The sequence below is a fragment of the Pseudomonas sp. HOU2 genome, from assembly GCF_040729435.1.
Lineage (GTDB): Bacteria > Pseudomonadota > Gammaproteobacteria > Pseudomonadales > Pseudomonadaceae > Aquipseudomonas.
Window position 1 is genome coordinate 4713697 of sequence record NZ_CP160398.1, and the last position, 19037, is coordinate 4732733.

The window sequence follows — 19037 nt, forward strand, 5'->3', positions numbered from 1 at the left end:
CCTCAAGGCGAAAGTAGGTAGCCGCTGCGATAGGCTTCGGCGCCCGCCACGTGGGCGATTACCATGCCGGCAGTGGCCATGCGCCGCAGCGAGCGGGCGTACAGCAGGCCGGCGGCAGTGCAATGAATGGGGGTGACCCGGTCGTGGATCGGATCGATGATTTCGGCAATCTGTTGTCCGGCTTGCAGGTATTGCCCGGCCGTGGCGGTGTACACCAGCAAGCCGCCTACCGGCGTGGTCACCGGTTCGACACCGGCCAGCGGCGTGGCCGGGAAGGGCAGGGGCGGCTGCGGCTTGGTCTCGCCGACGATCGCATCGAACTGGATCAGGTAATCGATCAAGGCCTGGCAGTCACGGCTGGCCATTGGGTGATTGACGTCACCCTGGCCGCGCAACTCCACGGTCACCGAAAAACTGCCCAGCGGAATCTCGAAGTGTTCGCCGAAGCGTTCCTGCAGTTGCCACCACAGCAGGGTGAAGCATTCGTCGAACGACTGGCCGCCGGAATCGGTGGCCAGCAGACTGGCCTGAGCTTCGATGTAACGCGCCAGCGGCTCGACCTGCGGCCACGCTTCGGGCGTGGTGTAGAGGTGAACCACGGATTCGAAGTCGCAATGCAGGTCCAGCACCATGTCGGCGTCGCACGCCAGCCGTTGCAGGGTGAGGCGCTGGGATTGCAGTTGCGTGGCGGGCGTTTGACGGGCGAGGGCGTTGCGCAGGCTGGCGCGGATCAGCTCAAGGTTGCGCTGCGGGTCGTCGCTCAGCTTGCCCTCGATGTCGTTGCCGATTTCTTCGCTGAGGTCGACGAACCAGCGATTGAAATTCTGCCCGCTCTCCATCTCGTAGCGGCCCAGCGGCACGTCCATCAGCACTTGTTCGAGGCCGACCGGGTTGGCCACCGGCACCAGCACAATCTGGCTGCGCAGGCGCCCGGCGGCTTCCAGCTCCGCCAGCCGCTGCTTGAGGTGCCAGGCGACGAGCATGCCGGGCATTTCGTCGGCATGCAGCGAGGACTGGATGTAGATCTTGCCTTGGGCCTGCTCCGGGCCGAAGTGGAAACTGTGGACCTGTCGAGCGGTCCCCGGCACCGGGGCCAACAGGTCATGGATCTGGTGTCGCATTACAGGTTTTCCTAGTGGGTCGGCCCGAGGAAGGCCAGCCATCGGCGTTCGGCAAGGCGGAACAGGCCGACCAGCGCAAAGGTAATGGTCAGGTAGATCAGCGCGGCGATGCCGAACGACTGAAAGGTCAGGTAGGTCGCCGAGTTGGCGTCCCGCGCCACTTTCAGGATGTCGGGGATGGTCGCGGTGAAGGCCACGGTGGTCGAGTGCAGCATCAGGATCACTTCGTTGCTGTAATACGGCAACGACCGGCGCAGCGCCGAAGGCATGATCACATAGGCGTACAGCTTCCAGCCGGTCAGCCCGTAGGCCTTGGCCGCTTCGACTTCACCGTGATTCATGCTGCGGATCGCCCCGGCGAAAATCTCCGTGGTGTAGGCGCAGGTGTTCAGGGCGAACGCGAGGATCGTGCAGTTCATCGCATCGCGAAAGAAACTGTCGAGCAACGGCTGCGCACGCACGGCGGCCAGGCTGTAAATCCCGGTGTAGCAGATCAGCAACTGGATGTAGAGCGGCGTGCCACGGAACAGGTAGGTGTAGAACTGCACCGGCCAGCGCACATAGAAATGCGGCGAGACCCGGGCAATCGACAGCGGGATCGACACCAGAAAACCGATGAAGATCGAGGCGCTGAGCAGCCACATGGTCATCGCCAGACCGGTGATATTGTTGCCGTCGGTATAAAGGAAGGGTTTCCAGTATTCCTGCAGGAGTTCGATCATCGTACGGCCTCCCGGGCACCGGCGGCGTAACGCCGTTCGAGCCAGCGCAGGATGACGTTCGAAGCACTGGTGATCAGCAGATAGATCAAGGCGGCGAGTACCAGGAAGTAGAACAGTTGATAGGTGCTTTTACCGGCGTCCTGCGCGGCTTTGACCAGATCCGCCAGACCGATGATCGACACCAGCGCGGTGGCCTTGAGCATCACCATCCAGTTGTTGCCGATGCCTGGCAGGGCGAAGCGCATCATTTGCGGGAACACCACGAAGCGAAAACGCTGGCCGCGCTTGAGGCCATAGGCGGTGGCCGCTTCGACCTGACCGCGCGGTACGGCGAGAATCGCCCCACGGAAGGTTTCGGTGAAATACGCGCCATAGATGAAGCCCAGGGTGATCACCCCGGCGGTGAAAGAGTCGATTTCGATGTAGTCCCATTCCATGACATCGGTCAGGGCAGTCAGCCAGGTTTGCAGGCTGTAGAAGATCAACAGCATCAGCACCAGATCCGGCACCCCGCGAATCAGCGTGGTGTAGAGCTGGGCAGGCAGGCGCAGCAGTTTGGATTTCGACAGTTTGGCACTGGCGCCCAAGAGGCCGAGCAACACGGCCACCAGCAGCGACAACGCCGACAATTTGATGGTCATCCAGGTGCCTTCCAACAGCAACGGACCGAAGCCCTTGAGGCTGAAGGCGGAGAGCCCCAGATTTTGTAAGAGGTTTTCGAACATAAATCAGCAACCTGAGCGGATGGAAAAGGCGCCCATCGACTGATGGGCGCCAGGGCATTATTTACCGCTGTACAGATTCAGATCGCCAAAGTGTTTCTTTTGAATCTCGGCGTATTTGCCGTCATCGTGTAACGCTTTGATACCTTTATCTAAAAGCGCCTTCAGCTCTTTGTTACCTTTCTTAATACCGACAGCGGTTTTGGCTGGCAGCAATTCGCTGTCGACCGGCTTGCTGACTTCGTAGTTGGCGCCATCCGGCGACTTCAAAAAGCCCAGTTCGGCTTGCAGCATGTCCTGAATCGAGGCGTCGAGACGGCCGTTTTTCAGGTCGGCGTAGACCTGATCCTGGTTGGCATACGCCTGGATTTTCACCCCGGCCTTCTCCAGCACAGCCTTGGCGTAGGCTTCCTGGATGGTGCCTTGCTCGTAACCCACGGACTTGCCCTTGAGGGAAGCGACGTCATCGCTAAGGCCGGAGCCCTTCTTGAACACGTAGGAAGTCGGGCCGGAGAACAGCTCGCTGGAGAAGTCGATCGCCTTTTCACGGGCCGGGGTCACGGTCATCGACGAGATCACACCGTCGAATTTGTTGGCGTTGAGGCCCGGAATCATGCCGTCGAAGTCGCTTTCAACCCATTTGCACTTGACCTTCAGCTCGGCGCAGATCGCGTTGCCCAGGTCGATGTCGAAGCCCACCAGGCTGCCGTCAGCCGCTTTCGACTCGAACGGTGCGTAGGAAGGATCAACGCCAAAACGCAGCTCTTTGTATTCCTTGGCCAGCGCGGAGCCGGCAGCCATGCACAACGCCAGTGCAGAAAGGGTCAGCAATGCTTTTTTCATTATTCAATCCCTAAGAACCAATATGAGCGCTTGTGGCGCAGAATTATTGTTACTGCAACGCGTACGACCTATAGAAAGTAGCAATTTCCGAACCAGAGTCCCGAACAAGTGTTTTAAAAGGTTGGGGGAGGGGGGAGGGAGAGGGATTGGTGCACGGGAATGGGCGGCGGTTGAAGGCTGCACCATATTGGGTCGATGCAGGCATTTTTAAGTAATGTGACGAGCTATTGTGGCGAGGGAGCTTGCTCCCGCTGGAGGGCGAAGCACTCCCCAGGATTTTCAGACAGACCGCATTTTTTGCGACTGCTGCGCAGTCGAGCGGGAGCAAGCTCCCTCGCCACAGGGGGTTCACTCAGTTAATTGTGATCAGTGTCCCGGGAAACCGGGTCAGGCCAGCAAATCCTGCAACGTCGCCAGACTGTCCGCCTCATCCACCGTTTTATCCTGCCGCCAGCGCAGCATGCGCGGGAAACGCACGGCGATCCCGCTCTTGTGCCGTCGCGACAGGGCGATACCTTCGAAACCCAGTTCGAACACCAGACTCGGTTTGACGCTACTGACCGGGCCGAATTTTTCCACGGTGGTCTTGCGCACAATGCTGTCGACCTGGCGCATCTCTTCGTCGGTCAGCCCCGAATAGGCCTTGGCGAACGGCACCAGCGCGCGTTGGCTGGACTCCGGCGGGCCGTCCCACACGGCGAAGGTGTAATCGCTGTACAGACTGGCGCGCCGACCATGTCCGCGCTGGGCATAGATCAACACCGCATCGACGCTGAACGGATCGACCTTCCACTTCCACCACACGCCCATGTCCTTGGTCCGGCCTACGCCATACAGCGCGTCACGGGCCTTGAGCATCATGCCCTCGACACCGAGGCGCCGTGAGGCTTCACGCTGTTGGGCGAGATCGAACCAGTCGCTGCCGGTCAGAATCGGCGAGGCCAGTAACACCGGGTTGTTACCGCGGGCGATCACTTGTTCCAGTTGCGCCCGCCGTTCGGCCTGCGGACGGTTACGCCAGTCCTCGCCCTGCCATTCCAGCAAGTCGTAGGCGAGCACCACCACCGGCACCTCTTCGAGGATTTTCCTGTCGAGGGTCTTGCGCCCGATGCGTTGCTGCAGCAGGGCGAAGGGTTGCACCGCCGGTGGTTCTGTCGATTGCGGATCGAAGGCGTCTGCGGTGCTCGGATGGGTGCTTTTCCAGACCACGATTTCGCCGTCGATTACCGTGCCGTCCGGTAACGCGTGGACCAGTGTGTCGAACTCGGGGAAACGCTCGGTCACCAGTTCTTCACCCCGCGACCAGACCCACAGCCGACCCTCGCGCTTGACCACCTGCGCGCGGATGCCATCCCACTTCCATTCCACCTGCCAGTTGCTCGCCGGCCCCAGCAGCCCTTCAAATTCCTCGACCGGTTGCGACAAGGCATGCGCGAGGAAAAACGGGTAGGGCTGGCCGCCACGTTGCGCATGTTCGTCGGCGGACTCCGGCGCGATCAGTTTCAAATAGCTCGCGGCATTCGGCCGGTTCGACAGGTCGGTGTACCCCACCAGGCGCTGCGCCACGCGTTTGCTGTCGAGGCCGGCCATCGACGCCAGAGCGCGGGTGACCAGCAGTTTCGACACGCCGACGCGGAAACTGCCGGTGATCAGCTTGATGCACAGCATCAGGCTCGGCCGATCCAGTTGCGCCCATAGCGCGGGCAGGTGGCGGGCGAGGTACTCCGGGGTTTCACCGCGCAGCGGCAGCAGCTTGTCTTCGATCCATTCGGCAAGGCCGGCTTCGGAGCTGTGTGAATTTTCCGGCAGCACCAGGGAAATCGTTTCCGCCAAATCGCCGACGGATTGATAACTTTCCTCGAACAGCCACGGTTGCAGCCCCGAGACCTCGACGGCCAGTTCGCGCAGGATCCGCACTGGCACCAGTTGGCGTGGGCGCCCGCCGGACAGAAAGTACACCGCCCACGCCGCATCCTGCGGTGCAGCCTGGGCGAAATAGGCTTGCATGGCGGCCAGTTTGGCGTTGCTGGACGTGGTGGCGTCGAGTTCGGCATACAACTCGGCGAAGGCTTTCATGCTTGCACCTCGGCGATCACAGGTTCGGCGGCGATGTTTTCCTCTTCATCGTCGCCGTATTCGGTGTTGAACCCCTGCGCATCCAGACCCTTTTCCCGCAGATGCCGCACCAGCACGCCGATCGAACCGTGGGTGACCATCACGCGTTCGGCGCCGGTCTGTTCGATGGCCCAGAGCAGGCCGGGCCAGTCGGCGTGATCCGACAACACGAAACCGCGATCCACACCGCGCCGCCGGCGGGTGCCGCGCAAACGCATCCAGCCGCTGGCAAACGCATCGCTGAAATCACCGAAGCGGCGCATCCAGGTACTGCCGCCCGCCGAGGGCGGGGCGATCACCAACGCCTGGCGCATGATCGGGTCGGACTTCTTCACATCACCGGCGTAGATCGTCGGCGGCAGGTACACACCGGCCTCGCGGTAAACCCGATTCAGCGGCTCGACTGCACCGTGGCTGAGGATCGGGCCGAGGCTGGCGTCGATGCCGTGCAGAATCCGCTGAGCCTTGCCGAATGAATAACAGAACAGCACGCTGGCCTTGCCCGCCGCAATGTTCGCCTGCCACCACTGGTTGATCTCGTTGAACACCTGCGCCTGTGGCTGCCAGCGATAGATTGGCAGGCCGAAAGTCGATTCGGTGATGAAGGTGTGGCAGCGCACCGGTTCGAACGGCGCGCAGGTGCCATCAGGTTCGATCTTGTAATCGCCGGATGCGACCCAGACCTCACCGCCGTATTCCAGACGCACCTGGGCCGAACCGAGCACGTGCCCGGCAGGGTGGAAACTCAAGGTCACGCCGTGGTGGGTCAGTCGCTGGCCGTAGGCGAGGGTTTGCAGGTTGATGTCCTGACCCAGACGCGCACGCAAAATCCCTTCGCTGGCGCTGCTGGCAAGGTAATGCTGGTTGCCGCCACGGGCATGATCGCCGTGGGCATGAGTGATCACCGAGCGCTCGACCGGGCGCCACGGATCAATATAGAAATCCCCGGCAGGGCAATACAAACCTTCGGGGCGGGCGATAACAAGGTCCATGTCGTTACCAGAATGGAGGGCTTGTTAGCTATGAGGTTGGCGCGAGTCCGGAAGTTCTATCGATTTTAGAAAGCCCCCTCACCCCAGCCCTCTCCCGGAGGGAGAGGGAGCCGACCGAGGTGTCTGGCCAGCTACATCGACCTGAAAGTCCGCGTCGATTATGGATTCGGTGCGGCACGTTCAGGTCGGTGTATTGCGAAAGAACAACTCCGTCAGTCCCCTCTCCCTTGGGAGAGGGTTAGGGTGAGGGGCTTTTGATGTTTGCCTTACTTGCCCGGGGTCAGGGTCAAACGCGTCTTGCCATACACCCGGTCAAAGTTCTGCGGCTGCAGCGGCAAGCCGATGTACTGGCCCTTGAGCCAGGCGTCGATGCCGTTGAGGTAGTTCGGGCTGGCGGGGTTGCCGGACTGGCCGGTGCCGTTCTGCCCCATCAGCGGCTCGCTCTGGCTGAAGTCGACGATGAAACGCATCGACGGCGCACGGGTGGTGTTGAAGTCCTGACCCCAGGTAAACGCCGAGGTATTGAGCGTGGTGTGATCGCCACCGGCTGCCAGCGGGCCGCGAACGGTCTGGCCGTTGGCGTTTTTCCACGTGTAGCTGTGCAGTTTGCCCCACTGCCAGGCCTTGTGATCGCCACCCAACTGACTGTCGCCAGCGTTGATCGCGGCCGCCAGACTGCGCGCCAGAATCTGCGCTTTGTCTTCTTTCTGCGGGGTGCGAAGGTCATCCCAGAACGGGCTGTCTTCGCGCCCGAGCAGGTGATCGGCCTGCGCCGCGTAGGACAAGTCGCCATTGGCAACAAAGGCTTTCCACGCCGGGCTGGACTCGGGGCCAAGTTCGTCGAGGAAGATCTGCTTCATGCTTTCTTGCAGGAACAGTTCATAGATCGCCGCATCCGCCGAGGTCGGGCTGAGCTTGCCGTCAAACGCCATCAACCGCGTGAAGGCTTCGCGCGCCTTGCTGCGATCGGCTTCCGGCAGGGCGTCGATCGCCTGTTTCAGCGGCTGCTTCATGCCCGGCGCTTCAAACATTTTCTTCAGCTTGGCAGCGAAGGTGGTGGTCTGGTCGTACTGCATGGCGATCACGCTGCGACCGTCCTGTTTGCCGCTGTTGGCCAGTTCCGCCAAGCGCTCACCGCGCTCCGGCGCCGCCCACGAGTTGGACAACTGCATGCCGTAGCCGTGAGGAATGACCCGCTGGTTGGCGGTGCCGAGCCAGCCCTGGGTCGGGTCCTGATCGTACGGGTGCAACATCGGGTCGGCGTAACCGTCCCAGTCGTAACGACCCTCCCAGCCCGGCGATGGCAGCAGGCCTTCGCCTTCGCGACGGTTGGGGAAACGTCCGGTGACTTGCCAGCCAATATTGCTGGCGTCGGCGAACACCATGTTCAGGGCGATGGCGCGGATCTCGCGGCTGGCGTCTGACGCGCGTTCAACGTTCTGCGCGCGGGTCAGATCGAAAAATGCGTCCAGCGATTTGTCATCGGTGAAGCTCGGGGTCTGCAGGGCCAGGCCGAAACCGTTGCCTTGCGCCGCAGCCTGGGCACTGTTGAGCAGCGCGCCGTGGCGGGTTTCATACACGGCTTCGCGAATCGGCCGCTGGCCTTTGACGAAATAGGTTTCGTTGCGCACGCCCAGCGGCTGCCATTTGCCGTTGACCTCATAGGTCAGGCTGCTGCCCTGACGGCGGATTTTTTCCAGGAACAGGTCCTGATTGTCGCCGAGCACGCTGGTGGCGCTCCACGCGACTTTGCCGTTGAAGCCACCGAGGACCATCGGCAAACCGGCGACGGTGACACCGGCGGCCTGATATTTCGGCGCGCGGATCTGCACGAAAGTCCACAGCGACGGCGCTGCCAGTGGGCCATGGGCATCGCTGGCGAGAATGCTCTTGCCGCTGCGGCTGCGTTGCGGGGCGATGGCCCAGTTGTTCGAGGTGCTGGCGCCCAGCAGATTCACCGCCGCCAGTTGCTGGCTGGCGTTGCTCAGTTCCGTCAGGCCGGGGATCTGCCCGTTGAGCTTGAGGCCTTGCAGCTTGTCGGCTTCGGCCAGTGGCAGGTTTTCATCCGGTGCGGACGGGGTCAGCCAGGCGAGTTTGTCGCTGGTCACGGTCTGCGCCAGCACCAGTGAGGAAATCTCTTCCGGCAGGTTGGCCGACTGGCTGAAGTTCAGCAGCGCGAACATCAGCGCCGAATCTTCCGGTTTCCAGTATTCCGGCTTGTAGCCGCTGCTGGCGAGATCGCCCGGCAGTTTATCGGCGTAGCGGAACAGGTAGGCGTTGACGCCCCGCGCATAGACTTCGAAGAAGCGCTTGAGGCGTGGCGAGGAGGCCTTGTACAGCTCGTCGGCGCTCTTCTTCAGGTTGACCGCGCGCATGTAGCGGTCGGCGTCGAGCATCGAAGCACCGGACATTTCCGCCAGTCGGCCCTGGGCCAGCAGGCGCAGGGTGACCATCTGGTTGATGCGGTCGCTGGCATGCACGTAACCGAGGGTGAACAGCGCGTCGTGGAAGCTGTTGCTTTCGATCAACGGCATGCCCATGGCATTGCGTCGCACCGAAACGTTCTGCGCCAGGCCCTTGAGCGGTTGCACGCCGGAGGTGGGCGGCAGGGTGTCCTGCGCGTTCCAGGTCTGGCAACCGGACAGGCTCAAGACACCGGTCACTGCTGCGGCAACGCCGAACCGGGGAAGAAAATGTGTAAGGGCTGGCGAGGCCATGGCAAAGCTCCTGCGGGGGTGTAGAGGCTGGGGGCGCAATAAAGCCGCTACGTTAGTGAGCAGGCGGTGGCCGCGCAAGCGGGGCGAGTGGTTATTTCTGTATTTGTCTGACCAACAGCAAATCTGCAGAGATAACAGTGTTTTTGTGGCGAGGGAGCTTGCTCCCGCTCGGCTGCGCAGCAGTCGTTATCCAGACTGCGCATTTTTCTGATAGATCGCGGCGACCCGTTTGGGAGCGCTTCGCACTCCAGCGGGAGCAAGCTCCCTCGCCACAACAACGATCCATCCAGATATCAGGATTTCGGTGGGGTGATCTTCTGCACCAAGACATACGCGTTCACCGTCGCCGGGCGATCCTTGATCGGGTTGAATCAGAGCTTGCTCACCCCGTGGCGGTGATGCTGAAGTGCGGGAAATTCACTGACCCCGCATGAGAAAAAAACGCCATGGAGCTTCAGGCCAACGCTGCACTGATCATCATCGACCAGCAACAAGGCATTCTGCAGCCGCGCCTGGGCAGGCGGAACAATCCACAGGCCGAAGAACGCATGCTCGATTTACTGAGGGCGTGGCGCAGTAGCGGACGGCCGGTGATTCATGTGCAGCATCTGTCGCGCGAACCGGGTTCGGTGTTCTGGCCCGGGCAGTCAGGAGTTGAATTTCAGCAGAGATTCTTGCCGCAGGACGGCGAATGGCTGATCCAGAAACAGGTGCCGGATGCGTTTTGTGCCACGGGGTTGGAAGGGCAGTTGCGTGAGGCGGGGATCGGGCAATTGATCATTGTTGGTGTAGCGACCAACAACTCGGTGGAATCCACAGCGCGCACGGCGGGCAATCTGGGATTTGACGCCTGGGTGGCGGAGGACGCCTGTTTTACCTTCGACAAGGCCGATTACTTCGGCACACCGCGTTCAGCCGAAGAGGTGCACGGGATGTCGCTGGGGAATTTGCACGGGGAGTATGCGACGGTGGTCAGTGCTGCGCGGATTCTGGCAGTCGCCTGAGGAACCTGTGGGAGCTGGCTTGCAAGCGATAGCGGAGCGTCAGGCTACATCAATGCTGGATGTGCCGGCCTCATCGCTGGCAAGCCAGCTCCCACAGTGATTGCATTCCAGCTGGAGGAATGCGCTCGAATGTAGGAGTGAGCCTGCTCGCGATGGCGATGGTTCAGGCGAAGAAGGTCTTCACCGGAAACATCAAGCGCCGTGGCACTTCTTGAATTTCTTGCCGTTGCCGCATGGGCAAGGGTCGTTGCGGCCGACGTCTTTCAGGGCGTTGCGCACCGGTTCCTGGTGGGCGTGGCCGCAGTTCGGGCCGTGGACATGACCATGGTCGTGATCGTGATGATGGTCATGATCGTGGTTGCAGTCAGGGCCATGGACATGAGGTTGCTGAGTCATCGGTTGTGCTCCGGAATTAAATCGGCGGGGATTATCACGCCATTGCGCTCCAGGTGCACGTAGTGGGCGATGAATAAACCGGTTTCCATTTCGCCCTGCAGCCGATAGGGAATCTGCTGATTGGGACTTTTCAGCATTTTCACCACGTCTTTTACCCGAGGCCACAGGTTGGTGCGGATCGGTATCCGGTAGAACCCGCTGCTTTTCGGCCCCACAGTGATCCAGTGTTCATGTTCGCCTTCGGCCAGCAGCATATCGGCCAGATGAATGCGATATTCCATGCCGCGCACGGTCAGGTCGCTGTCGTTGGGGTTGTCGATACGAAAGTGCAGGATGAATTTCTGTTCGAGCAATTTGGCCCGTACCACCTCGACTTTCACCAGGTGCACGGCGGGGTCGACGCTGTCGTCGCTGAACCAGGAGGCGCAACCGCCGAGGTTCAGGATCAGCATCAATATGAAGAACTGAAATGTGCGCCAACGACCGAGCATGTTTGAACTCCCTTTGCAGCCAGTCTAGACGCTAAAAAGATCGCAGCCTGCGGCAGCTCCTACATGCGTTGCGTTCCCTGTAGGAGCTGCCGCAGGCTGCGATCTTTTGATCCTACGCGCCGAAATACCCCGCACAGCACTTCTTGAACTTCTGCCCGCTGGCACACGGACACGCATCGTTGCGCCCCAGCTTCAATTGCACGGTCGGGTCGATGAAGTACCAGCGCCCGGCGTTCTGCACGAACGAGGAACGCTCGCGGTGGCTGTGTTCGCCCTGGCTGTCGTGCCAGCGCGCGGTGAAGGTGACGAACGCATGTTCGGGCTGGCCGCCGAACACTTCCGAGCTTTCGACCTCAAGGCCGAGCCAGGTGCTCTGCGCGCTCCAGGCGCTGATCGCCTGGCGATCCAGACCGGCCTGCTGGGCGGGCAGGGTGGTGGCCACCAGATAATCGATCAGCCCCAGCACGTAGGCGCTGTAGCGTGAACGCATCAGCGCTTCGGCGCACGGCGCCGGGTGGCCTTCGTGATAGTGGCCGCAGCAGGCCTCCAGCAGGTTGCCGCTGCCGCACGGGCAAATGGCTGTACTCATTGCATTACCACCAGTATTTGCCGAAGTTTTCCGGATTGGCCCAGAACCGCGAGTTGAGCCAGTCGGGGACTTGTTTGTAGTCAAGCAGATCATAGGTGAACAGGGTCAGTACCTGATCGTCACGCTGAAAGCGTTCGCTGGCTTGCAGCGCCAGTGAGTAGAAATCGGTTTCCTGCCAGCCGCTGGCCGGCAGATCCGCCAGCACGGCGATTCGGCTGGCGTTGAGGTTGCGGATCCCGCCCAGCAGGTTCAGGCCGTCGCGCTTGGGCAGATGTTCCAGACAATCGACCACCAGCGCCAGATCGAAGCGCCGCGCCGCGAGTTCGGCGGGCAATGCACCGGGTGCGGCGTGGGCCACGCAGGTGTCCGGATGTGCCTGCTTGAAAGCGGCGAGCGCCGGAAATTCGCTGGCGCCGATCAGCAGCACACGCGCCGGGGCATAGCGATCCAGTAAAGCGGCCAGCGCCTGTTGCGGCGTGCGCGGAGAAATGGCGACGTTCATCGAAGCTCCTCAATCAGATCGCCAAGACTAGCGCGCCAGACGGATCCGGCCTAGACCCCGATTTGTCGCGCGTGGCAAAAGTACCAAATCCCTGTGAACACGGTCCCAAATGACGCTGGCCTATTGCTGGCGGAGATTAAAACTCCGGTCTTTACTCCGTGAATCGGTTCTAAGCCGATCCCTCAGGAGAAAACCAGATGAGCATAGTTCGGACAGCATTACCTTTGATTCTGCTAACCAGTGTGTTGACTGGTTGCGCAGGTTTGCAGAAAACCGACTGGCCGACCTGTGCGGCGGTCGGTGGTGTGGTCGGTGCGGGCCTCGGTGCGACGGAGAGTTCGGCGTGGGCCGGCTACGGCGCCCTGTTGGTCGGCGGTACGGCAGCAGCCTATTGCTGGGTGCACGGCGATGGCGACGAAGACGGCGATGGTGTGCCGGACAGTCGCGACAAGTGCCCGCACACGCCTAAAGGCGTGCAGGTCGATGCTGACGGCTGCCCTCCACCAGCCCCGGCGCCAGTGGTAGAAGAGGCCGTCGTGGTCAAGGAAGAAACCATCGTCATCCGCGATGTGCACTTCCAGTTCGACAAAGCCACCCTGACCGGTGCCGATAAACAGGTTCTGGACAAAGTCGCCACGCGCCTGAAACAAGAGTCGTCCACGGCGCAACTGACCGTGACCGGCCACACCGACAGCGTCGGCAGCGATGCCTACAACAAGAAACTGTCGGATCGTCGCGCGCACTCGGTGGTGGAATACCTGATCTCCCAAGGTGTGCCGCGTGCCAGCTTCGTTTCGGTATCGGGCATGGGTGAAAGCCAGCCAGTGGCGGATAACAAAACCGCCGATGGCCGCGCACAGAACCGTCGCACCGAAATCAAAATCGTCCGCTAGTCCCTCTCGCATCCGCGGCTTGTGCAGTCGCGGATGCGGGTCTTTACTCCTGTGTAACCGGTATGGGCCGGTGACACAGGAGCTTTCACAATGACTGTTTTCTCAAGGTCCGTCTTGCCGGTGCTGCTGCTGGGCAGCCTGCTCACCGGTTGCGCCACTCATAGCGATGGCGATGCCCCCCTCAATCAACGTACGTGGCCGATCTGCAGCCTGATCGGCGGGCTGGTCGGTGGCGGTCTTGGCGCCATTGAAAGTGGCGGCTGGGCCGGTGGCGGTGCGGCGCTGGGGATTCTGACTGGCGGGCTAATCTGTTATGCCCAGGATGGCGATGAAGACGGCGATGGCGTGTTCGACCGCCGCGACCGTTGCCCTGACACCCCGGCCAATACTCCGGTCGATCATCGTGGCTGTCCGCTGCCGCAATATCCGGTCACTGCAAAAGCCCCCGAGCCTGCGCCGCAAACCGAAGTCATCACCCTCAGCGATGCCGGCAATGTGTTGTTCGATTTCGACAAGTCGGATCTGACCCCGGCTGCCAAGGCTCAGCTCGATACGCTGATGGACAAGTTGCGCAATGCCGACGTGGTGAGCATCAAGGTCATCGGCCATACCGACAGCAAAGGTTCGGATGCCTATAACCAGGCGTTGTCGGAACGACGCGCCAGCAGCGTGGCGGCGTACCTGCTAAGTCAGGGCCTGGCGCCGGACAAACTGACCAGTGAAGGACGCGGCGAGAGCGAGCCGGTGGCTGACAACGCGACCGACGAGGGACGGGCGAAAAACCGTCGGGTGGAGTTGCATATCAATCGCTAGGACTTGTCTGTAGTCCGCAGGCTAGAGCTGCCGGTCGACGATCGTCGTCGAACCGGCAGCGATCCGACGACTGACAAAAGTTTTTTCTTTTGCCCCTCTGGCTTATCCCCCGCGTAAGCCGTTACTGTGCGCCCAAAGAATAATTCCGACACGGGGGAGCGTATGAAGGTTTTCTGGGGGCTGGGGCGTTTGCTGACCCTGCTGTTCTGGTGCGTGGTGGTGGTCAATCTGCTGCTGCCGTTTGTGCATCCGCTGCATCTGCTGGTCAATCTGGCCGGCGGCCTGTTGCTGGCGCTGCATGTTCTGGAACTGCTGTTCTCGCGCCTCAAGGGGCGTCCCAATCCGTGGCGCGACCGTCTGCGCATCCTGCTGTTCGGCGTATTCCACCTGCAAACCATCCCGGCCCCGGCCGCTCCGGAGGCTTCTTCCCATGCGTAAACTTTGCCTGCTCGCTGCACTCATCAGTCCCCTGGCCTGCGCCCAGGTGGTCAGCGTCGAAACCAATTCCCTGATGCGTTTGCCCAACACCGCCAGCACTTTGCAGCTGGAACGGCTGGAAGTGGCGGATTACGGCACCTTGCTGATTCCTTCCAACGTGACTGAGCTGACTGTCGGCGAATTGCGCCTGGGCCACGAAGCGCGCATTGCGATCGTCCCGAGTGAACAGGCGCTGGACATGAAAGTCAGCCGTGCGCAGTTGTCCGAAGGCAGCCTGATCACTGCACGCGGGGCGCCGGGCACCTATGAAAAAGCTGCCCGCGCCGGACGCAATCTGAATTTGCAGTTCAAGGCGCTGGACGCGCCAAAACTGTTTGTCGACGCCCGCGGCGGCACCGGCGCGCCGGGTTTTGTCGGCCTGGATGGCGGCAACGGTGAAGACCCGGGCTGCACCTGGGGCGCGGCCGGTCACGGTTTTGATGGTAGTAATGGCAGCGACGGCCAGCCGGGTGCACCGGGTGCGTTGGTGCGTCTTGAAGTGCCGCGCGAGTTTCCGGCTGAACTGATCAAGGTCAACGTCGCTGGCGGCGCCGGTGGCCCAGCAGGTGTTGGCGGCAAGGCCGGCCAAGGCGGCAAGTCCAAGGGCTGCCTGGTGTACCGCGCCGATGGCGGCAAAAACGGCAAGGCCGGGGCTGATGGTCAGCCAGGGCCTGCGGGTGCGGCGGGGGCTGTGACCGTGCAGCGCCTCTAAAGCACCGCACAATTCACAACTGTGGCGAGGGAGCTTGCTCCCGCTGGGTCGCGTAGCGGCCCCACCCCGGATACCGCGCTCCATCAGATTGAACGCGTCGTCTGATTTGGGGCTGCTGCGCAGCCCAGCGGGAGCAAGCTCCCTCGCCACAAAAATGCTTGTGGTCAGTGGCTTAGAACATCGGCCGCGCCGCCGTGATCGCCACCAGAACGGATCGCCAGCTTGGGCCTGCGGGTGCGGCGGGGGCTGTGGCTGTGCAGCGCCTCTAAATAACAGCGCTACTCACAATTGTGGCGAGGGAGCTTGCTCCCGCTGGGTCGCGTAGCGGCCCCACCCCGGATACCGCGTTTCGTCAGATTGAACGCGCCAGCTGATTTGGGGCTGCTGCGCAGCCCAGCGGGAGCAAGCTCCCTCGCCACAAATAGTGCAGGTCGTCAGTGGGTCAGAACATCGGCCGCGCCGCCGCGATCGCCAGCCTGGGCCTGCGGGTGCGGCGGGGGCTGTGGCTGTGCAGCGCCTCTAAATAACAGCGCTACTCACAATTGTGGCGAGGGAGCTTGCTCCCGCTGGGTCGCGTAGCGGCCCCACCCCGGATACCGCGCTCCATCAGATTGAACGCGTCCGTTGATTTGGGGCTGCTGCGCAGCCCGGCGGGAGCAAGCTCCCTCGCCACAAATAGTGCAGGTCGTCAGTGGGTCAGAACATCGGCCGCGCCGCCGCGATCGCCAGCCTGGGCCTGCGGGTGCGGCGGGGGCTGTGGCTGTGCAGCGCCTCTAAATAACAGCGCTACTCACAATTGTGGCGAGGGAGCTTGCTCCCGCTGGGTCGCGTAGCGGCCCCACCCCGGATACCGCGTTTCTTCAGATTGAACGCGCCAGCTGATTTGGGGCTGCTGCGCAGCCCGGCGGGAGCAAGCTCCCTCGCCACAAATAGTGCAGGTCGTCAGTGGGTCAGAACATCGGCCGCGCCGCCGCGATCGTCAGCCTGGGCCGGAGGGTACGGCGGGGGCTGTGGCTGTGCAGCGCCTCTAAATAACAGCGCTACTCACAACTGTGGCGAGGGAGCTTGCTCCCGCTGGGTCGCGTAGCGGCCCCACCCCGGATACCGCGCTCCATCAGATTGAACGCGTCGTCTGATTTGGGGCTGCTGCGCAGCCCAGCGGGAGCAAGCTCCCTCGCCACAAAAAGTGCAGGTTGTGTGGATCAGAACATCGGCCGCGCCGCGGCAATCGCCACCAGCACCAAACCGACAATCAAGTTGATCCCCACCACCCGGCGAATCCGCCCCAGTACCGCCGCACCCGCCGGCCAGTCCTTGTCTTCCATCGTTTTACGCAACTCCGGCAGCATCAAACCCTGAATCCGGATAAACAGCGCCGTCATCACCACATACAGTCCCATCATCACCTGCACGTACTTCGGCGCGGTCTCGAAACCGACCTGTTGCAGATGCAGCATGCCGACACCGCTGATCGGCAGCAGGATCACCGCGACCCAGACCCAGCGGAAAAAACCTTGAAACACTTCCACCCACAAGGTCAGGCGGGCGGGGCCGTCGAGCGCCTTCACCGCCGCCGGGCGCAGGACCATCCAGGCGAAAAACATGCCGCCGACCCAGACCAGGGCGGACAGGACATGCAGTGGATACACGAGGCTAAAAGGTGTCATTGGGGCACTCCGTTCTGCGCGGGACTGATTAGCGGGGTATGATAGCCGCCATCCGAAACCACTGAAAATTTATCCAGCGTTTTTTGCGCCCGACAATCAATGATCAGCACTGAACTCAAAACCACGATCCAGGGCGCCTATTCGCGTTTTCTTGAAGCCAAGAGCCTCAAGCCGCGTTACGGCCAGCGCCTGATGATCGCCGAAGTCGCCAAAGTCCTCGGGGATATCGACACCGACGACGAAGGCCGGCGCAGTGGCGACCCCGCGATTGTCGCGGTGGAAGCCGGCACCGGTACCGGCAAGACCGTGGCCTACAGCCTGGCCGCGATTCCAACGGCGAAGCTGGCCGGCAAACGCCTGGTGATCGCCACCGCGACCGTGGCTCTGCAAGAGCAGATCGTCTACAAGGATTTGCCCGACCTGATGCGCAACAGCGGGCTGAACTTCAGTTTCGCGCTGGCCAAGGGCCGTGGTCGCTACATGTGCCTGTCCAAGCTCGACATGCTGCTGCAGGAAGGCCACGCGCAAACCGCCACCGCCCAGTTGTTCGAAGAAGAAGGTTTCAAGATCGAGGTCGACGAAGCCAGTCAGAAGCTGTTCACCAGCATGATCGAGAAACTCGCCGGCAATAAATGGGACGGCGACCGCGACAGCTGGCCCAACGCCCTGGAAGACGCCGACTGGGCACGGCTGACCACCGATCACAGCCAGTGCACCAATCGCCACTGCCCCAACTTCGGCCAGTGCGCCTTCTACAAGGCGCGCGAAGGCATGGGCAAGGTCGACGTGATCGTCACCAACCACGACATGGTACTGGCTGACCTCGCCCTCGGCGGCGGTGCGGTACTGCCGGATCCACGCGACACCATTTACGTATTCGACGAAGGCCATCACCTCCCGGACAAGGCCATCGGCCACTTCGCCCACTACACGCGTCTGCGTTCCACTGCCGACTGGCTGGAAACCACCGCCAAGAACCTCACCAAACTGCTGGCCCAGCATCCGTTGCCGGGGGATCTCGGCAAGCTGATCGAGCAAGTGCCCGAGCTGGCGCGGGAGATCAAGACCCAGCAGCAGTTCATGTTCACCGCGTGCGAGCAGATTGCCGATTTCAAACCCGGCGAAGACGTCGAAGGTCGCGAGCGGCCACGCCATCGTTTCGTCGGCGGGGTGATTCCCGAGCACATGCGCGAAATGGGCATCGAGCTGAAAAAGGGCTACTCGCGGCTCAACGATCTGTTCACCCGCCTGACCGACCTGCTCAAGGAAGGCATGGACGGCGAGGTCAACATCGGCATCGCCAGCAATCAGGCCGAAGAATGGTATCCGCTGTTCGGCAGCCTGTTGTCGCGGGCGTCGGGCAACTGGGAGTTGTGGACTGCGTTCACCGCCGAAGACCCGGAAGACAGCCCGCCGATGGCGCGTTGGCTGACCCTGGCCGAAAGCGGTTCGCTGTTCGACATCGAGGTCAACGCCAGCCCGATTCTTGCTGCCGAAACCCTGCGCCGCAGCCTGTGGAACGTGGCCTACGGCTGCCTGGTGACGTCGGCAACGCTGACTGCACTGGGCACTTTCGACCGTTTCCGCATGCGCGCCGGTCTGCCGAAGAAAGCTGTCACCGCCGTGGTGCCGAGCCCGTTCCATCACGCCGATGCCGGTGTGCTGCGGGTGCCGGATCTGAAGGCTGATCCACGCGACGCCGCTGCTCACACCGCGGCGATCATCCGTGAGTTGCCGGATCTGGTCGAAGGCTCGCGCGGCACGCTGGTGCTGTTCTCTTCGCGCAAACAGATGCAGGACGTGTTCGACGGCCTCGACCGTGACTGGCGCAAGCAGGTGTTCATTCAAGGCAACCTGTCGAAACAGGAAACCCTGAACAAGCACAAGGCGCGGGTCGATGGCGGCGATTCCAGCGTGCTGTTCGGCCTCGCCAGTTTCGCCGAAGGCGTGGACTTGCCGGGCGCCTACTGCGAGCACGTGGTGATCGCCAAGATCCCGTTCTCGGTGCCGGACGATCCGGTCGAGGCGGCGCTGTCGGAGTGGATCGAGGCCCGGGGCGGCAATCCGTTCATGGAAATCTCGGTGCCCGATGCCTCCTTGAAGCTGGTCCAGGCCTGCGGGCGTCTACTGCGCACTGAAGAAGACCGCGGCACCATCACTTTGCTCGATCGGCGCCTGGTCACCCAGCGCTACGGCAAGGCGATCCTCAATGCGTTGCCGCCATTCCGTCGTGAAATATCCTGAGACAACGGTGGGCAGTT

The 19037-nt window shown here is 61.9% G+C and carries 18 protein-coding genes; 6 read left to right on the plus strand and 12 right to left on the minus strand.

The genetic code is table 11. The features are described 5' to 3' along the window. Positions 1–2: 2 nt before the first annotated feature. From ABV589_RS21270 to ABV589_RS21300, 7 genes are all read right to left on the minus strand, one after another. On the minus strand, positions 3–1121 hold the full coding sequence (locus tag ABV589_RS21270) for a succinylglutamate desuccinylase/aspartoacylase family protein (protein WP_367083465.1): 1119 nt from the start codon (positions 1119–1121) through the stop codon (positions 3–5). 11 nt (positions 1122–1132) lie between these two features. After that, positions 1133–1843 (minus strand): ABC transporter permease, encoded by a 711-nt coding sequence (locus tag ABV589_RS21275; protein ID WP_367083466.1) that lies wholly within the window; start codon positions 1841–1843, stop codon positions 1133–1135. Then, positions 1840–2568: an ABC transporter permease gene (locus tag ABV589_RS21280; protein ID WP_003222319.1), complete on the minus strand. Its 729-nt coding sequence runs from the start codon at positions 2566–2568 to the stop codon at positions 1840–1842. Before ABV589_RS21280 ends, ABV589_RS21275 begins: the two co-directional genes overlap by 4 nt. A gap of 57 nt (positions 2569–2625) precedes the next feature. Continuing rightward, positions 2626–3408, minus strand: a complete 783-nt coding sequence (locus ABV589_RS21285; protein WP_003222321.1) for a transporter substrate-binding domain-containing protein — start codon at positions 3406–3408, stop codon at positions 2626–2628. A gap of 387 nt (positions 3409–3795) precedes the next feature. Then, positions 3796–5484: an ATP-dependent DNA ligase gene (locus ABV589_RS21290; RefSeq protein ID WP_367083467.1), complete on the minus strand. Its 1689-nt coding sequence runs from the start codon at positions 5482–5484 to the stop codon at positions 3796–3798. After that, positions 5481–6515 (minus strand): ligase-associated DNA damage response exonuclease, encoded by a 1035-nt coding sequence (locus ABV589_RS21295; RefSeq protein WP_367083469.1) that lies wholly within the window; start codon positions 6513–6515, stop codon positions 5481–5483. Before ABV589_RS21295 ends, ABV589_RS21290 begins: the two co-directional genes overlap by 4 nt. Before the next feature lie 266 nt (positions 6516–6781). Further along, positions 6782–9232, minus strand: coding sequence for a penicillin acylase family protein (locus ABV589_RS21300; protein WP_367083470.1), 2451 nt, complete (start codon positions 9230–9232; stop codon positions 6782–6784). 446 nt (positions 9233–9678) lie between these two features. On the opposite strand from ABV589_RS21300, the gene ABV589_RS21305 reads away from it, so the two are divergent. After that, positions 9679–10236, plus strand: coding sequence for a cysteine hydrolase family protein (locus ABV589_RS21305; protein WP_367083471.1), 558 nt, complete (start codon positions 9679–9681; stop codon positions 10234–10236). A gap of 192 nt (positions 10237–10428) precedes the next feature. Here ABV589_RS21305 and ABV589_RS21310 read toward each other — a convergent pair whose 3' ends face one another. The 4 genes from ABV589_RS21310 to ABV589_RS21325 all read right to left on the minus strand — a co-directional run bounded on the left by ABV589_RS21310 (position 10429) and on the right by ABV589_RS21325 (position 12214). Next, on the minus strand, positions 10429–10632 hold the full coding sequence (locus tag ABV589_RS21310) for an SEC-C metal-binding domain-containing protein (protein ID WP_003198420.1): 204 nt from the start codon (positions 10630–10632) through the stop codon (positions 10429–10431). Then, complete coding sequence (locus ABV589_RS21315) at positions 10629–11123, minus strand: LEA type 2 family protein (RefSeq protein ID WP_367083473.1); 495 nt, start codon at positions 11121–11123, stop codon at positions 10629–10631. Before ABV589_RS21315 ends, ABV589_RS21310 begins: the two co-directional genes overlap by 4 nt. A 112-nt stretch (positions 11124–11235) precedes the next feature. Beyond that, complete coding sequence (locus tag ABV589_RS21320; protein ID WP_367083475.1) at positions 11236–11712, minus strand: YchJ family protein; 477 nt, start codon at positions 11710–11712, stop codon at positions 11236–11238. 4 nt (positions 11713–11716) lie between these two features. Beyond that, complete coding sequence (locus tag ABV589_RS21325; RefSeq protein ID WP_367083477.1) at positions 11717–12214, minus strand: DUF6231 family protein; 498 nt, start codon at positions 12212–12214, stop codon at positions 11717–11719. 197 nt (positions 12215–12411) lie between these two features. Between ABV589_RS21325 and ABV589_RS21330 the strand changes: the two genes are divergently transcribed. The 4 genes from ABV589_RS21330 to ABV589_RS21345 all read left to right on the plus strand — a co-directional run bounded on the left by ABV589_RS21330 (position 12412) and on the right by ABV589_RS21345 (position 15109). Then, positions 12412–13107, plus strand: a complete 696-nt coding sequence (locus ABV589_RS21330) for an OmpA family protein (protein ID WP_007961897.1) — start codon at positions 12412–12414, stop codon at positions 13105–13107. Between the two features lie 90 nt (positions 13108–13197). Beyond that, the gene (locus tag ABV589_RS21335) at positions 13198–13920 is read left to right on the plus strand and encodes an OmpA family protein (RefSeq protein ID WP_108590261.1); all 723 of its coding nucleotides are present in this window, start codon (positions 13198–13200) and stop codon (positions 13918–13920) included. 162 nt (positions 13921–14082) lie between these two features. Next, on the plus strand, positions 14083–14358 hold the full coding sequence (locus ABV589_RS21340) for a DUF1145 domain-containing protein (RefSeq protein WP_007961894.1): 276 nt from the start codon (positions 14083–14085) through the stop codon (positions 14356–14358). Next, positions 14351–15109 carry a collagen-like protein gene (locus tag ABV589_RS21345; protein WP_367083480.1) on the plus strand — a complete coding sequence of 253 codons (759 nt, stop codon included), beginning with the start codon at positions 14351–14353 and terminating at the stop codon, positions 15107–15109. The genes ABV589_RS21340 and ABV589_RS21345 overlap by 8 nt, the downstream gene beginning before the upstream one ends. Before the next feature lie 1202 nt (positions 15110–16311). Here ABV589_RS21345 and ABV589_RS21350 read toward each other — a convergent pair. Further along, positions 16312–16776 carry a DUF2269 family protein gene (locus tag ABV589_RS21350; protein ID WP_367083482.1) on the minus strand — a complete coding sequence of 155 codons (465 nt, stop codon included), beginning with the start codon at positions 16774–16776 and terminating at the stop codon, positions 16312–16314. A 99-nt stretch (positions 16777–16875) separates the two neighbouring features. Here ABV589_RS21350 and dinG point away from each other — a divergent pair, with 99 nt between their 5' ends. Beyond that, a complete protein-coding gene (gene dinG / locus ABV589_RS21355) occupies positions 16876–19020 on the plus strand; it encodes an ATP-dependent DNA helicase DinG (protein WP_007968875.1) in 2145 nt (714 codons plus the stop codon). Positions 19021–19037: the final 17 nt, after the last annotated feature.

Bases quoted from the DNA above. Each gene is read 5' to 3' on its own strand.
- ABV589_RS21270 (WP_367083465.1), bottom strand. From the start codon at position 1,121: ATGCGACACCAGATCCATGACCTGTTGGCCCCGGTGCCGGGGACCGCT.
- ABV589_RS21275 (WP_367083466.1), bottom strand. From the start codon at position 1,843: ATGATCGAACTCCTGCAGGAATACTGGAAACCCTTCCTTTATACCGAC.
- ABV589_RS21280 (WP_003222319.1), bottom strand. From the start codon at position 2,568: ATGTTCGAAAACCTCTTACAAAATCTGGGGCTCTCCGCCTTCAGCCTC.
- ABV589_RS21285 (WP_003222321.1), bottom strand. From the start codon at position 3,408: ATGAAAAAAGCATTGCTGACCCTTTCTGCACTGGCGTTGTGCATGGCT.
- ABV589_RS21290 (WP_367083467.1), bottom strand. From the start codon at position 5,484: ATGAAAGCCTTCGCCGAGTTGTATGCCGAACTCGACGCCACCACGTCC.
- ABV589_RS21295 (WP_367083469.1), bottom strand. From the start codon at position 6,515: ATGGACCTTGTTATCGCCCGCCCCGAAGGTTTGTATTGCCCTGCCGGG.
- ABV589_RS21300 (WP_367083470.1), bottom strand. From the start codon at position 9,232: ATGGCCTCGCCAGCCCTTACACATTTTCTTCCCCGGTTCGGCGTTGCC.
- ABV589_RS21305 (WP_367083471.1), top strand. From the start codon at position 9,679: ATGGAGCTTCAGGCCAACGCTGCACTGATCATCATCGACCAGCAACAA.
- ABV589_RS21310 (WP_003198420.1), bottom strand. From the start codon at position 10,632: ATGACTCAGCAACCTCATGTCCATGGCCCTGACTGCAACCACGATCAT.
- ABV589_RS21315 (WP_367083473.1), bottom strand. From the start codon at position 11,123: ATGCTCGGTCGTTGGCGCACATTTCAGTTCTTCATATTGATGCTGATC.
- ABV589_RS21320 (WP_367083475.1), bottom strand. From the start codon at position 11,712: ATGAGTACAGCCATTTGCCCGTGCGGCAGCGGCAACCTGCTGGAGGCC.
- ABV589_RS21325 (WP_367083477.1), bottom strand. From the start codon at position 12,214: ATGAACGTCGCCATTTCTCCGCGCACGCCGCAACAGGCGCTGGCCGCT.
- ABV589_RS21330 (WP_007961897.1), top strand. From the start codon at position 12,412: ATGAGCATAGTTCGGACAGCATTACCTTTGATTCTGCTAACCAGTGTG.
- ABV589_RS21335 (WP_108590261.1), top strand. From the start codon at position 13,198: ATGACTGTTTTCTCAAGGTCCGTCTTGCCGGTGCTGCTGCTGGGCAGC.
- ABV589_RS21340 (WP_007961894.1), top strand. From the start codon at position 14,083: ATGAAGGTTTTCTGGGGGCTGGGGCGTTTGCTGACCCTGCTGTTCTGG.
- ABV589_RS21345 (WP_367083480.1), top strand. From the start codon at position 14,351: ATGCGTAAACTTTGCCTGCTCGCTGCACTCATCAGTCCCCTGGCCTGC.
- ABV589_RS21350 (WP_367083482.1), bottom strand. From the start codon at position 16,776: ATGACACCTTTTAGCCTCGTGTATCCACTGCATGTCCTGTCCGCCCTG.
- dinG (WP_007968875.1), top strand. From the start codon at position 16,876: ATGATCAGCACTGAACTCAAAACCACGATCCAGGGCGCCTATTCGCGT.